The sequence below is a fragment of the Nocardia sp. CY15 genome (assembly GCF_009829295.1).
In the GTDB taxonomy this organism is placed as follows: Bacteria; Actinomycetota; Actinomycetes; order Mycobacteriales; family Mycobacteriaceae; genus Nocardia; species Nocardia sputi.
Genome location: NZ_VUOT01000011.1, coordinates 44,627 through 58,749, shown reverse-complemented (window position 1 = coordinate 58,749; position 14,123 = coordinate 44,627). Strand labels below are relative to the sequence as shown.

The 14,123-nt window shown below is 68.1% G+C and carries 12 protein-coding genes; 3 read left to right on the top strand and 9 right to left on the bottom strand.

The genetic code is table 11. The features are described from left to right. Positions 1 to 17 precede the first annotated feature (17 nt). The 5 genes from GVY39_RS15370 to GVY39_RS15350 are packed head-to-tail and all read right to left on the bottom strand — an operon-like array spanning position 18 to position 6,178. On the bottom strand, positions 18 to 827 hold the full coding sequence (locus tag GVY39_RS15370; RefSeq protein ID WP_159924898.1) for a CoA ester lyase: 810 nt from the start codon (positions 825 to 827) through the stop codon (positions 18 to 20). Beyond that, positions 824 to 1,336: a MaoC family dehydratase gene (locus GVY39_RS15365; RefSeq protein WP_159924896.1), complete on the bottom strand. Its 513-nt coding sequence runs from the start codon at positions 1,334 to 1,336 to the stop codon at positions 824 to 826. Before GVY39_RS15365 ends, GVY39_RS15370 begins: the two co-directional genes overlap by 4 nt. Further along, positions 1,333 to 2,493, bottom strand: a complete 1,161-nt coding sequence (locus GVY39_RS15360; protein WP_159924894.1) for an acyl-CoA dehydrogenase family protein — start codon at positions 2,491 to 2,493, stop codon at positions 1,333 to 1,335. Before GVY39_RS15360 ends, GVY39_RS15365 begins: the two co-directional genes overlap by 4 nt. Next, complete coding sequence (locus GVY39_RS15355) at positions 2,490 to 4,547, bottom strand: biotin carboxylase N-terminal domain-containing protein (RefSeq protein ID WP_159924892.1); 2,058 nt, start codon at positions 4,545 to 4,547, stop codon at positions 2,490 to 2,492. The genes GVY39_RS15360 and GVY39_RS15355 overlap by 4 nt, the downstream gene beginning before the upstream one ends. Before the next feature lie 5 nt (positions 4,548 to 4,552). Continuing rightward, on the bottom strand, positions 4,553 to 6,178 hold the full coding sequence (locus GVY39_RS15350) for a carboxyl transferase domain-containing protein (RefSeq protein WP_159924890.1): 1,626 nt from the start codon (positions 6,176 to 6,178) through the stop codon (positions 4,553 to 4,555). Between the two features lie 93 nt (positions 6,179 to 6,271). Between GVY39_RS15350 and GVY39_RS15345 the strand changes: the two genes are divergently transcribed. After that, complete coding sequence (locus tag GVY39_RS15345) at positions 6,272 to 6,865, top strand: TetR/AcrR family transcriptional regulator (RefSeq protein ID WP_159924888.1); 594 nt, start codon at positions 6,272 to 6,274, stop codon at positions 6,863 to 6,865. Between the two features lie 8 nt (positions 6,866 to 6,873). Here GVY39_RS15345 and GVY39_RS15340 read toward each other — a convergent pair whose 3' ends face one another. The 3 genes from GVY39_RS15340 to GVY39_RS15330 all read right to left on the bottom strand — a co-directional run bounded on the left by GVY39_RS15340 (position 6,874) and on the right by GVY39_RS15330 (position 10,768). Continuing rightward, the gene (locus tag GVY39_RS15340; RefSeq protein WP_159924886.1) at positions 6,874 to 7,620 is read right to left on the bottom strand and encodes a 3-hydroxybutyrate dehydrogenase; all 747 of its coding nucleotides are present in this window, start codon (positions 7,618 to 7,620) and stop codon (positions 6,874 to 6,876) included. Beyond that, positions 7,617 to 9,002 carry an MFS transporter gene (locus tag GVY39_RS15335; protein WP_159924884.1) on the bottom strand — a complete coding sequence of 462 codons (1,386 nt, stop codon included), beginning with the start codon at positions 9,000 to 9,002 and terminating at the stop codon, positions 7,617 to 7,619. Before GVY39_RS15335 ends, GVY39_RS15340 begins: the two co-directional genes overlap by 4 nt. A 272-nt stretch (positions 9,003 to 9,274) precedes the next feature. Continuing rightward, a complete protein-coding gene (locus tag GVY39_RS15330; protein ID WP_159924882.1) occupies positions 9,275 to 10,768 on the bottom strand; it encodes a cytosine permease in 1,494 nt (497 codons plus the stop codon). Between the two features lie 418 nt (positions 10,769 to 11,186). On the opposite strand from GVY39_RS15330, the gene GVY39_RS15325 reads away from it, so the two are divergent. Together GVY39_RS15325 and GVY39_RS15320 are read left to right on the top strand one after the other, a co-directional pair. After that, a complete protein-coding gene (locus GVY39_RS15325) occupies positions 11,187 to 12,113 on the top strand; it encodes a LysR family transcriptional regulator (RefSeq protein ID WP_159924880.1) in 927 nt (308 codons plus the stop codon). Between the two features lie 123 nt (positions 12,114 to 12,236). Next, complete coding sequence (locus GVY39_RS15320) at positions 12,237 to 12,536, top strand: DUF6506 family protein (protein WP_159924878.1); 300 nt, start codon at positions 12,237 to 12,239, stop codon at positions 12,534 to 12,536. Positions 12,537 to 12,577: 41 nt separating this feature from the next. On the opposite strand, the gene GVY39_RS15315 is transcribed toward GVY39_RS15320, so the two are convergent. Next, positions 12,578 to 13,894 (bottom strand): helix-turn-helix domain-containing protein, encoded by a 1,317-nt coding sequence (locus GVY39_RS15315; RefSeq protein ID WP_159924876.1) that lies wholly within the window; start codon positions 13,892 to 13,894, stop codon positions 12,578 to 12,580. Positions 13,895 to 14,123: the final 229 nt, after the last annotated feature.

Genomic DNA, 14,123 nt, shown 5'->3' with positions numbered 1-14,123 from the left:
TTGTGGAAACTCGGTGCTCAGTCGCGGTCGGCGCGCCGCACGATCTGCTCGGCGTGCCGGAACACGGGGCCATCGACCATCCTGCCCTCGAGGGCGAAGACACCGCGATGCTTCGGCGCCTCCTCCAGCACTCGCATGGCCCAGGCGAGCTCCTGCTGGGACGGCGCGTAGGCGGCCCGCAGCACCGGCACCTGGGACGGGTGGATCGCGACCTTGGCGTCGAAACCGACAGCGACCGCGTCCTCGGCTTCGGCGCGCAGACCCTCCGGATCGCGAATGTTCAGATACACCGAGTCCAGGGCGAACTTGCCGTGCGCCTTGGCGGCCAGCAACGTGGTCGAGCGCACATGCCGGGCCACGTCGCGATAGCTCCCGTCGGCGTGCCTGCTCGCGGTGCCGCCGAGCCCGGCCACCAGGTCCTCCGCGCCCCACATGACGCCGATCGCGTTGCTCGCCGCCGCCTCGCCGACCGTGAGCGCGCCGAGGGGTGACTCGATCAGCGCGATCACCTCGTAGTCCGCCAGCGCCGAGACCTGTTCGGCCGACTCGCATTTCGGCAGCATCAGCCGTCGGTAGGCGGTGTCGGCCAGCGCCGCGAGATCGAGCGCGTGCTCGTCGGTGCCGGCCGCGTTGACCCGCACCACGGTGGTCTCCGGGTCCAGCGGCGTGTCCAGCAGCGCCTTGCGCGCCGATGCCTTGTCGTGCGCGGCGACGCCGTCCTCCAGGTCCAGGATCACCACGTCCGCCGCCGCGGCCGCCTTCGCGAAGCGTTCGGGACGATCGGCCGGGCAGAACAACCACGCCGGTCCCGCCATCTGCCAGCTCATGCCAGGTCCCCTTCCGGGGCGGACGTCTCCGCGGAGGGCGGAGCTTTGCGGACCAGCGTCTTGCGGACCGCGGTGGCGACGACGTCGCCGTGCTGGTTGCGTGCCGTGTGCGCGAAGGTCACGATGCCCTCTCCGGGGCGGCTGTTCGACTCGCGCTTGTCGGTGACCACGGTCTCGGCGTACATGGTGTCGCCGTGGAACAGCGGCTTGGGGAACGCCACCTCCGAGAAGCCGAGGTTGGCCACGATGGTGCCCTGGGTCAGCTGCGCCACCGACAACCCGATCAGGGTGGACAGCGTGAACATGGAGTTCACCAACCGCTGGTTGAACGGGGGCAGCCGCTCGCTGAACGCCGCGTCCAAGTGCAGCGCTTGCGTGTTCATGGTCAGCGTGGTGAACAGGACGTTGTCGGCCTCGGTGATGGTGCGGCCCGGTCGGTGCTCGTAGACCACCTCGGTGTCGAACTCTTCGAACCACAGGCCGCGTTGCACGACCGCGCGCCGGGTCACAGGCCCAGCTCCCGTCCGATCAGCATCAGCTGAACCTCCGTCGTCCCCTCGCCGATTTCCAGGATCTTGCTGTCGCGATAGTGCCGGGCGACGGCGTATTCGTTCATGAAGCCGTAGCCGCCGAAGATCTGTGTCGCGTCGCGGGCGTTGTCCATGGCGGCCTCGCTGGCCACCAGCTTCGCGATGGACGCCTGCTTCTTGAACGGCTTGCCCGCCAGCATCAGCGCCGCGGCGTCGTAGTAGGCCGTCCTGGCGGCATGCGCCCGCGCTTCCATCCTCGCGATCTTGAAAGCGATGGCCTGGTTGCGCCCGATCGCCTGGCCGAACGCTTCCCGCTCCTTGGCATAGCGGACGCTCTCGTCCACGCAGCCCTGCGCGGCCCCTACCGAGAGCGCGGCGATGGCGATGCGCCCTTCGTCGAGGATGCGCAGGAAGTTCGCGTAGCCGCGGCCGCGCTCGCCGAGCAGGTTGTCCTCGGGCACGCGCACGTCGGTGAAGCTGAGCGGATGGGTGTCGGAGGCGTTCCAGCCCACCTTGTTGTACGCGGGCTCGGCGACGAAACCGGGTGTGTCGGTCGGCACCAGGATGGTCGAGATCTCCTTCTTGCCGCCGGTCTGCCCGGTGACCGCGGTGACCGTGACGAGCTTGGTGATGTCGGTGCCGGAGTTGGTGATGAACTGCTTGCTGCCGTTGATGATCCATTCGCCGCCGTCGGCGACCGCGGTGGTCCTGGTGCCGCCCGCGTCGCTGCCCGCGCCCGGTTCGGTGAGTCCGAACGCGGCGAGGTTGCGGCCGCTGGTCAGCTGCGGCAGCCATTCTTGTTTCTGCTTGTCGTTGCCGAAGCGGTAGATCGGCATCGCGCCCAGCGAGACACCGGCTTCCAGCGTGATCGCCACGCTCTGGTCGACCTTGCCCAGCTCCTCGAGCGCCAGGCACAAGGCGAAGTAGTCGCCGCCCATGCCGCCGTACTCCTCGGGGAACGGCAGGCCGAACAGACCCATCTCGGCCATTCCCGCGACGACTGCGTAGGGAAAGGTGTGGTTCGCGTCGTGCTCGGCCGCCACCGGCGCGACCACCGACCGTGCGAAGTCGCGCACGGTCAGCGCGAGATCCCGGTACTCCTCCGGCAGCGTGCCGGTGGACAGGAAGTCGGTCATGTGGGGGTTCCTTCTCGTTCGGCCTGTTCGGCGTGGTTCGTTTCGGCCTGCGCGACGACGCGCGCCAGCACTTGGTCGAGGCGCACCTGGACGCCGGGCTCGACCAGCAGTTCGACGGTTCCGGCGACCGGCGCGGTGAGCGAGTGCTCCATCTTCATCGCCTCCACGATGACCACCGGATCGCCCGCGGCGACGGCGGCGCCGGAAGCGACCGGTATCGCGATCACCGAACCGGGCATGGGAGAGCGGATTTCGGCGTCGCCGACGTGTTCGTCACCGCCGCGCACGTTCGTCTCGGCCACTTCGCGCAACCCCGCGATGCCCGACGGTCCGGCCACCCACAGCAGGCCGTCATGCTCTGCGACCCGGTAGGTGCGGCGCAGGCCGTCGCGGGTGAGGGTGAGCACGCCCGCGTACGGATCGCGGGAATCGGTGAAAGAGGCTGTCAGCGAGAGACTTTCGCCGTCACCGACCCGCACCGCGCCGTTGTCGGGTGTGCCGGAGAGGTAGACGTGCTCGACCCGCTCGCCGCCCGCGAGCCGGATCGGTGTGGGCGCGTCGGCCCCGATCCGCCAGCCGGACGGGACTTCCCAGGGATCGCGCGGCGCGGCCGGCCAGCGGCGCAGCCAGTGCCAGGCCGCCGCGGCGACGAACTCGTCGTCGCCGACCGGGGCGGGATGGAAGTCGGCCACCCGCCGGTCCAGCAGGTCGGTGTCCAGCCGACCCTCGGCCACGTCCGGGTCGGCCAGCAGGAAGCGCAGGAACTCGATATTGCTGGTCACGCCGAGCAGGACCGTGTCGGCCAGCGCCCGGTCGAGTTTCGCGAGCGCGGCGGCGCGGTCACCGGCATGCGCGATGACCTTCGACAGCATCGGGTCGTAGTCGCTGCCGACGCGCGTGCCGATCCGCAGGCCCGAATCGACCCGCACCCCGGGGCCCTGCGGCTCGTCGAGGTCGAGCACCGTGCCGCCGGTAGGCAGGAATCCGCGCCCGGGATCCTCGGCGTACACCCTGGCCTCGATCGCGTGCCCGACCATGCGGATGTCGTCCTGCGCCACCGCCAGCTTCTGTCCCGCCGCCACCCGTACCTGGCTTTCCACCAGGTCGATGCCGGTGACCAGCTCGGTCACGGGGTGCTCCACCTGCAAGCGGGTGTTCATCTCCATGAAGAAGAACTCGTCGGGGCGGTCGGCGGAGACGATGAACTCCACCGTGCCCGCGCCCACGTAATTCACGCTGCGCGCGGTGTTGCAGGCGGCGGCTCCGATTCTGGCCCTGGTGGCGGCGTCGAGCAGCGGCGAGGGAGCCTCCTCGATCACCTTCTGGTGGCGGCGCTGCAAGCTGCACTCGCGCTCGCCCAGGTGCAGCACATTGCCGAACTGGTCGGCGAGGATCTGCACCTCGATGTGCCGCGGCCGAGTGACGAAGCGTTCCAGGAACAGCGTGTCGTCGCCGAACGCGGCGGCGGCTTCACGTCGGGCGCTGCGCAGCGCCTCCGGCAGCCGAGCCGGATCGTCCACCCGGCGCATGCCCTTGCCTCCACCGCCCGCGGACGGCTTGACCAGCACCGGATACCCGACTTCGGCGGCCGCGGCGATCAGCTCGTCGTCGGTCAGACCGGGTGTGGCGATGCCGGGCACCACCGGGACGCCGAACGCGGCCACGGTGTTCTTCGCGGTGATCTTGTCGCCCATCACCTCGATCGCGCGAGGCGGTGGGCCGAGGAAGACGATGCCCGCCTCGGCCAGCGCGGCGGCGAAGGCGGCGTTCTCCGAGAGGAAGCCGTAGCCGGGGTGAACCGCTTGCGCGCCGGTGCGCACGGCGGCGGCCACCACGCGGTCGATGGCGAGGTAGCTCTCCCGGGCGGGGGCCGGGCCCAGGCGCACCGCCGTGTCGGCTTCGTGGACGTGGCGGGCGTCGGCGTCGGCGTCGCTGTAGACCGCCACCGAGCGAATGCCCAAGGCACGCAGAGTACGGATAACCCGTACCGCGATCTCACCGCGGTTGGCGACGAGCACGGTGTCGAATCCGACGGGAACGGATTTGTTCAACATCGCCATCACATCCGGAAAACGCCGTAGGAGACCGGTTCGAGCGGGGCTTGCGCACATACCGAAAGAGCCAGTCCCAAAACGGTTCTGGTGTCTGCCGGATCTATGACGCCGTCGTCCCACAACCGGGCGGTCGAGTAGTAGGGGTTGCCCTGGCTTTCGTACTGTTCCCGGATCGAGGCCTTGAACGCCTCCTCGGCTGCGACTGATCCCTCCCTACTCCCGCCCGGGCCTGACCAAGGCTGCCCGCTGCTGTCGAGCTGGTCGCCGCGCACCGTCGACAGCACCGACGCCGCCTGCTCGCCGCCCATCACCGAGATCCGGGCGTTCGGCCACATCCACAGAAACCGCGGGGAATACGCGCGCCCGCACATCGAATAGTTGCCCGCGCCGTAGGAGCCGCCGATCACCACGGTGAGCTTCGGCACGCGCGCGCAGGCCACCGCGGTGACCATCTTCGCGCCGTGCTTGGCGATACCGCCCGCCTCGTAGTCGCGGCCGACCATGAAGCCGGTGATGTTCTGCAGGAACAGCAGCGGGATGCTGCGTTTGTCGCACAGCTCGATGAAATGGGCGCCCTTCATGGCGGATTCGCTGAACAGCACGCCGTTGTTCGCGACGATGCCCACCGGATGCCCGTGGATGTGCGCGAATCCGGTGACCAGGGTCTTGCCGTATTCGGCCTTGAACTCGTGGAAGCCGCTCTCGCCGTCGGGAGTTCCGTCGACCAGGCGATGGATCACCTCACGCACGTCGTAGGGGGTGCGCAGGTCGACCGGCACCACGTCGTAGAGCTCCGACTGTGGCGCGGCGGGTGCGATGGTGGGCCGCACCTCCCACGGGACGGGCGTGCGCGGTGCGAGGGTGGCCACGATGCGGCGCACGATGCGCAGCGCGTCCTGGTCGTCCTCGGCGAGATGGTCGGTGACGCCGGAGGTGCGCGAGTGCAGCTCACCGCCGCCGAGCTCCTCGGCCGTGACCACCTCCCCGGTCGCGGCCTTCACCAGCGGCGGGCCACCGAGGAAGATGGTGCCCTGATTGCGCACGATCACGGCCTCGTCGCTCATCGCGGGCACGTAGGCGCCTCCGGCGGTGCAGGAGCCGAGTACCGCGGCGATCTGCGGAATTCCCTTGGCGCTCATGGTCGCCTGATTGAAGAAGATGCGCCCGAAATGCTCCCGGTCGGGGAAGACCTCGTCCTGGTGAGGCAGGTACGCACCGCCGGAGTCGACCAGATACACGCACGGCAACCGGTTCTGCAACGCGATCTCCTGCGCGCGCAGATGCTTCTTCACCGTCATGGGGTAATAGGTGCCGCCCTTGACCGTCGCGTCGTTGGCCACGATCACGCATTCGCGCCCGGACACCCGGCCGATCCCGGTGATGATCCCGGCGCCGGGGGACTCGTCGCCGTACATCCCGGTCGCGGCCAGCGGGGAGAGCTCGAGAAACGGGCTGCCCGGATCCAGCAGCCGGTCCACCCGCTGCCTGGGCAGCAGCTTGCCGCGCGCGACGTGGCGATCGCGCGCCTTCGCGGGCCCGCCGAGCGACGCGGCGGCCAGCCGGGCGCGCAGGTCGTCGACCAGCGCCGCGTGCGCGGCGCGATTGTCGACGGCCTCTTCGGTAACGGTCATCACGCCATCCTGTCGTCCAGTTAGTCGACGATAACTGGAATTCAGGTTAGTGTTGATTAACCGAGTTGTCCAGGTCGGTGGAAAGGAACGCGTGTGACCAGTGCCGAATCCGTCGCGCCCACTCGCCGTGAGCAACTGAAGGCGCAACGCAGGACGCAACTGCTGGAAGCCGGGGCGCGGTTGATCGCCGATCGCGGCTTCCTCGGCATGCGCTTGGACGACTTGGGGGCCGCTGTCGGCATCAGCGGTCCGGCGGTCTACCGGCACTTCCCGAACAAAGAAGCGCTGTTGGTCGAGTTGCTGGTCGGGGTGAGTCAGCGCCTGCTCGACGGCGGCAAGGCGGTGGTGGCGGGCACGAATTCCGCCGAGCAGGCGCTTGCCGGGCTGGTCGATCACCACTTGGACTTCGCGCTCGGCGAACCGGAGCTGATCCGCATCCAGGACCGGGACCTGGACAATGTGCCCGCCCCGGCCCGCCGCGAGATCCGCCGCACCCAGCGCCAGTACGTGGAGATCTGGGTGGGCGTGCTGCGCGAGCTGCATCCGGAACTACCCGAGGAGACGGCGCGGGTGCAGGCCCACGCCGTCTTCGGCCTGATCAACTCCACCCCGCACAGCGCGAGCGACGCGACCGCCGCCAGGGCCAGGCCGGTGCTGCGCAGGATGGCGCTGACGGCGCTGGGGTGAGCGCGCCCTCATCGCGCGCTCCACCCCCCGTCCATCGTGTATGCCGCGCCGGTGACCATGCCCGCCTCCGGCGACGCGAGCCAGCTCACCAGCGAGGCGACCTCCTCCGGCTCGACGAGGCGTTTGATCGCGCTCTCGGTGAGCAGGATCCTCTCCACCACCTCCTGTTCGGGCACGCCGTGCGCCTTGGCCTGGTCGGCGATCTGCTTGTCCACCAACGGTGTTCGCACATAGCCGGGGTTGACGCAGTTGCTCGTCACCCCGTGCGGTCCGCCCTCCAGTGCGGTGACCTTCGACAACCCCTCCAGCCCGTGTTTGGCCGTGACGTAGGCGACCTTGAATTCGGAGGCGCGCAGGCCGTGCACCGAGGAGATGTTGACGATTCGCCCCCAGCCCTGCCGGTACATGTGCGGCAGAGCGGCGCGCACCAGCAGGAACGGCGCCTCGACCATCAGCGTGAGCAGATCTCGGAAACGCTGCGGCGCGAAGTCTTCGATCGGGCTGATGTGCTGCACCCCGGCGTTGTTCACCAGGATGTCGATGTCGAGTTCCAGCTCCTCCAGCGACGTCACGTCGAGCAGATCGACCGCCCATGACTTGCCGCCGAGTTCCCCGGCCATCGCCTTCGCGCCGGCTTCGTCGACGTCGGCCACCGTCACCGTGGCTCCCCGCGCCGCGAGCGCACGGGCGCACGCCGCGCCGATACCGCTCGCGCCGCCGGTGACCAGAGCGCCGCGCCCCGTCAGATCACTCATCGCACGGTCACCTCGGTGCGCGCGCCCAGGCTCGCGGCGTCGGCGTGATCGATGCTCTCCAAGGACAGCCCCTTCGTCTCTTTCGCGACGAGCACGGCGATCGCGCTCACCGCCGCCGCGCCCGCCAGATACCAGGCGATCGGCACCGCGGAGTGGTAGGTGTTCAGCAGCCGGACGGCGATGATCGGCGCCAGCGAACCGGCCACGATCGAGGTCACCTGGTAGCCGAGGGACACACCGGAATAGCGCATCCGGGTGGGGAACATCTCGGCCATGATCGCGGGCTGCCCGGCGTACATGAAGGCGTGGAAGACCAGGCCGATGATGATGGCGGACATGATGACCACGTTGTGGCCGCTGTCCATCATGGGGAAGGCGAAGAAGCCCCAGGTGCCCGCGGTCAGCGCGCCGACCAGGTAGACCGGTTTGCGGCCGAAGCGGTCGGACAGCCGGCCCACCAGCGGAATCGTCACGAAGTGCACCGCGTGCGCGGCCAGCAGCCACCACAGGATGACCTCGGTGTCGGCGTGCACCTGCACCTTCAGATAGGTGATCGTGAACGTGACCACCAGGTAGTACATGACGTTCTCGCCGAAACGCAGTCCCATCGCGGTGAGTACGCCGCGCGGGTAGCGGCGCAGCACCTCGACCACGCTCAGCGACGTCGCCTTGATCTGCTCGGCTTCCTGCTGCGCCGCGACGAAGATCGGCGCGTCGGTGATCTTGGTGCGGATGTAGTAGCCGATCAGCACCACCACCGCCGACAACCAGAACGCCACTCGCCAGCCCCAGCCGAGGAACGACTCGTCCGACAACGTGGAGGTGAGGACCAACAGCACGACCGTCGCCAGCAGGTTGCCCGCAGGGACGCCCGCTTGTGGCCAGCTCGCCCAGAACCCCCGGCTGCGACTGGGACTGTGCTCGGCGACCAGCAGCACCGCGCCGCCCCATTCCCCGCCGACCGCGAAACCCTGGATGAAGCGCAGCGCCACCAGCAGGGCGGGCGCCCAGTAGCCGATCTGCCCGAAGGTGGGCAGGCAGCCCATCAGGAACGTCGCGCTGCCCACCAGGATCAGGCTGAATTGCAGCAGCTTCTTGCGGCCGTACTTGTCGCCGAAATGTCCGAAGACCACGCCGCCGAGCGGGCGCGCCGCGAAACCGACCGCGTAGGTCACGAACGCGGCGAGGATGGCGTCCAGATCGCTGGTGCCCTTGGCGAAGAACACCTTACTGAACACCAGCGTGGCGGCGGTGCCGTAGAGGAAGAACTCGTACCACTCCACGACCGTGCCCGCCATCGACGCGGCCACCACGCGGCGCAGGCCGCTGGTCGTGCCCTCCGCGTCCTTCGCCGGTGTCGCTCCGGCGCTGTGCTCCCTCATCGCACTTCTCCTTCGTGCCCGGGGCCACACGCCGGGTCTCGGTGTGATGGCCCCCACAATGCTTGGCTGCACAGAGTATTGGTGCAGACGAATCGCGCCGCAATGACTATTAATGCAGTTCGGTTCTGCAAAGATGCAGATAACTGCGGCTGCGGCAGCATTCAGGCTGAAGTCGGCAGGCGTTCACGGGCCCGGAACGGGCGCGAATTTCGGATGCGGCCCGGTGCGCGATCCGCTCGGCGGAGCCGGTGATCGGCTCAGGGCGAAGAGCTCTACGTGGTGACCCCGATCAGGTTCGTATCACGGTTCTCGATCGCTTCGGTCGTGTTCTGCGGGGCGGATGGGCGTACTCGGTGCAGGGCCGCGTAGCCCGCGGTCGCGAGGACCAGCGCGACGAATATGCCGAGATTGCTGCTGCCCAAGCCGCCGGCGCGGGCGGCTGGAGTGAACAGATATCCGAGCAGCGGGCCGATGTGCGGATCGGGCGAGGTGATCAAGCCGAACCCGACGAGGGTCGCGACGGTCAGGCAGCCGACCCCGGCACGGTTCACCCTGCCGTAAGCGCCGACCGGGCTGAACAGGGCCGTCCGGTCGTAGCCGATGTGGCGTCGCTGCCACAGGTCGACGACGAAGATTCCGGACCAGGCGGCCATCACCACCGCCGTCGTGGTCAGGAATGCCTGGAACGGGGCGAAGAAGCCCGGAGCGGCGAAGACGACATAGCCACCGGCGCCCGCGATCAGCACCGCGTCGATGAGCACGGTGTAGTGCCTCGGCATCCGCACGCCCAAGGTCTGCAACGCCAGGCCCGAGGAGTACAGGCCGATGATGGAGCCGGACACGAAACCCACCAACGCCAGGATCAGATACGGCACCAAGAACCAGGTGGGCAGATGGGCCGACAAGGCGCTGATCGGATCGGTCGCGGCTCTGGCCGCGACCTCCGGATCACCGGCAGCCAGCAGCGTCCCGAATCCCATCAACACGACGGCGGGCGCGGTGCCGCCGAAGGTGATCCATCCCACCAGCGCACCTCTACCGGTCTCGCGTGGCAGATAGCGGGTGTAGTCGGCCGCGCAGTTCACCCAGCTCAGGCCGAGCAGACTGGCGGTCAACATGATCCCGCCCGTGAACGCGCCGAAACTGGCCCGGCCGTGGGTCGCGAACGAGATCTCGGGCAGCGTCAGCACGCAGTAGACCACCGACAGCGCGGTGAATACCAGGGCGAACCACTTCTGGATCCGCAAGATCACGTGGCAGCCGTAGATGCCGACCACCGTGCTGGCCAGGACGACGAGGCAGAGGGTGACGACCATGAGCGGTCTGGTATCCATCTCCGGGTCGAGCCGATGGGCAACGGTGCGGGCCGCGAGGGTCGCCAGGACCGCCGAGAAGGTCTCCCACCCCACCAACGCCAGATAACTGATCAAGGTCGGCACCTTGTTGCCGTGAAATCCGAACGCCGCGCGGCCGGCCACCATGGTCGCCGCCCCGCCTCGCTGCCCGGCCAGTGACACCAGAGCGAGCAGCAGGAACGACAGCACCGCACCGGCCGCCGCCGCCAGCGCCGCCAGGTGCCAGTCGAGGCCCAATGCCATGACATACGGACCGAACGACACCAGCAGCACGTTGCAACTGGTGCCCGCCCACGGCCAGAACTGCGCGCGCGGTTTACCTCGACGCTCCTCATCGGTGACCCATTCGGCGCCTTTGCGCTCGACGGACCATTCCGAAGTTTTCGCTGAAGCCGCTGGAGCTGTTGCCATGCCGAGATCCATTCGCCGAGGGCCGCGACCGGCTGCGGGCACCGGGCCCCGACCATTACGTATACTTATATATTGTGCCGCTGAATGATGGCTCATTGTATGGCGGTTTAGTGCTGAGCGGAACCATCGTTGATAGAGCAACTATTGAGGCGCAACGGATCTGACGCTCGGAGGAAGCAAGCGTTTTCGATCAGGTAGGCGTTATCGGAGCGCGGATTGCTCCTTCGGTCGCGCTCTGGGTGATGCGCTGCGGACTCCCTCACACCTGATCAACGACCCGTTATCGAACGGCGTATGGCCTGGTGACGCAGAACTTGCGGTGCTGCCCACGATCAGGTGTCGGTCCGGCCCAGAGCGGTCGGCCGCTTTCGAACAGTCGCCGGAGCGGCAGGCCGTTCCGTTCTGCGAAGATGCAGAGATGAGCCCGGCTTCCGCGGGGTCTGCCCGACGTCCCAGCGCCGACGACCTCCTCGTTCTGCTCGCGGTCGGACGGTCCGGCCGCTTCGTCACCGCGGCCGAGGAACTCGGCATCAACCACACCACGATCTCCCGCCGCATCGCCGCGCTGGAACACACCCTCGGCGGCCGGGTGCTCACCCGGGTGGCGGGTGGCTGGGAGCTGACCGATCTCGGCAAGGAGGCGCTCGCCGCCGCCGAGGCGGTGGAATCGGCCGTGAAGTCCCTCGCGAGCGACGCGGGTGGGAACCGATCGCTGGAAGGGGTGGTCCGCATCTCGGCGACGGACGGCTTCAGCGCCTACATCGCCGCGCCAGCGGCCGCCGAAGTGCAGCGGCAGCACCCGAAGATCACGGTGGAGATCGTGGCGACCACCCGGCGCACGTCGCAACAACGTTCGGGACTCGACCTCGAGATCGTCGTCGGCGAGCCGCAAGTGCACCGCGCCACCGCCACCCACCTGGCCGACTATTGCCTCGGCCTCTACGCCTCGCGCGATTACCTGCGCGACCACGGCACGCCCGCGACGATCGAGGACCTGGCCGAGCACCCGCTGGTGTACTTCATCGATTCCATGCTCCAAGTCGACGACCTCGACCTGGCCTCCAGCTTCGCGCCCGCGATGCGCGAATCCGTCACCTCCACCAATGTTTTCGTGCATGTGGAAGCCACACGCGCGGCAGCGGGCCTCGGCCTGCTGCCCTGCTTCATGGCCGATCGCCACGCGGATCTCGTTCGCGTGCTGGCCGATTCGGTCACGGTCACCCTCGGCTACTGGCTGGTCGCCCGCACCGAAACGCTCCGCCGCCCGGAAGTGGCCGCCGTCGTCACCGCGATCCGCGCCATGGTCGCCGACCAGCGCGACGTCCTTCTCGGACGCCTGGGCTGACTTCCGCCGGGCGAACATCGGCGGTCCGAGCTGCGGAGCACACAGGTTCACCTGCGCTCCTGGACGTTTTCGCCCGAGATCTGTTTGGCTGGTGGCTTCGACGGTTTCAGGAGGTACACACCTATGGCGCTCATGCACTGGGGATTCATCTACACAGCGGCCGGCAGTGCCACGGGCGGCGATGTCAGCGTCGTGGACACCGGAAAGTGCCGCACTGTCCTCGTGGGGGTGGAGAAGCCCGAGGAAGGCATCGAGGTCGCGCGCCGCCTGGTGGACGAGGGTGTGCAATTGATCGAGCTGTGCGGAGGGTTCGGGCCCGTTTGGGCCGGGCGCGTCATCGAGGCGATCGACGGTGCGGTGCCCGTGGGCACGGTCGGCTACGGGCCTGAAGCAGTCGACCAGGTGCACGCCATCTTCTCCTGACCGTATGCCGCAAAGGCAGATCGCGTCTGTTGTTCTCCGAGTCAGGCCGTTCGGGCGAGGGTGTCGAATCGGTGGCGGAAGTGTTCTGCGTCGTCTCCCCGTGTGCGGGTGGCGGCTACGCGGACCGGGCGTAATTCGGCCAGAAGTCGTGGAGAGTTGACGGGGCCTTCCAGGAGGGCCAGGGCGGTGTGCGCTTCGGTGATCGCCGCGGTGGAGTCACCGAGCCCGGCGAGAGCGGCGGCGAAATAGGCGCGGTACGAGGCTTCGTCCCGTGGGAAATAACCCCCGTGGGCCACGCTCTGGCGGCACAGTTCGGCCGCCTGGCCGTGGTGCCCGAGCATCCGGAGTCCTCGCGCCTCATGGGCGTGCAACTCGGCCTCGTTCACGTGCTCCAACCATGCCGGGTCGTCTGGATTGTCGAGGCCGCGATCGGCCTCGCGCCACACTCGCGCCATCGCGCGATCGAACTCCTGCTGGTCACCGACGGCCGCGTACGCGGTTGCCTCCTCGGCGGCCTTCAGCGCGTTCATGCGAGCGGACGGTATGCCCCTGACGAGTTCTGTCGAGCGCCGTGCGAGGCGCACGGGCTCGGCAAAAGAGGCGGGGGAGGACGCGGCGAGATTCGCGAGGTCTCCCAGGGCGGCGGCCAATAAGGCGTTGTCGCCGCACTGTTCGGCAAGCAGAACCGATTCCGTGAGTTGCCGCCAGGCAGTGCCGGGCCGATTGCTATCACGAGCCAGCCAAGCAACGGTATTCGACAGCCATCCGGTGGCACTCACCAATTCGGTCCCTAGGTGGCGGCCGTACGACCTGGAGTCCAGCAGCCGCCGTACCGAGGCGTATTGGCGCGCTGCGTAGTCGAAGACGCCGCCACCTCCACGATGGTTGTCGTGCTCCCACAGCCGTTGCGTGAGCACCCGAATATAAGTGACGTGCCCGGTGCCGACCCGAATCGGTTCAGCCGCCCTGGTCGGCGGTATGGAGACACCCGACACTGCCGTTATTGTCGCTGCCAGGCCGAATTGTCTGCGGTCCACGTCATCGACTCCTTCGCCACCCCCGTAGTCGATGGTCCCCGTATCGGGTGTCGCGAGCAAGAGGGGCAGCAGCGCGGAGCGGGGAATCCCCAGCGCGTCGGCGGCGCGAACGAGTTCGCGGATGTCGAAGATGGTCCCCACTTCACCGCGTTCCACGCGGCCCGCGTGAGTGCGGTCCCAGTGCAGGAGTGCGCCGAAGTCGGCTTGCGACAAGCCCATCTCTCTGCGGACGAGGGCGAGGGCTTGACCGGGCCGACCCTCGGCGAGCAACTTGCGGAATTGCGGCGACTTCCACACGCCGTCCATCTCGTGGTCGATCACTTTCGGCCCCCTGTCCCGAAATCCCTGTTGTGAGCGCACTTTAAGCCCGACTTTGCAGGCTGCGGGGGGCGACCACAGATTTCGCACACCCGGTGCCGTGCGCTTGACAGCGTCGCGGTGCGCCCTTCCGTTTCCTCTTCGCTCGATTCGAGCAGCTGAATTGGAGAATGCCGCTACATGCGCTCGATCTTCTACGGGATGAGGATGTGGTGGGCTTGGCAGTATCGGC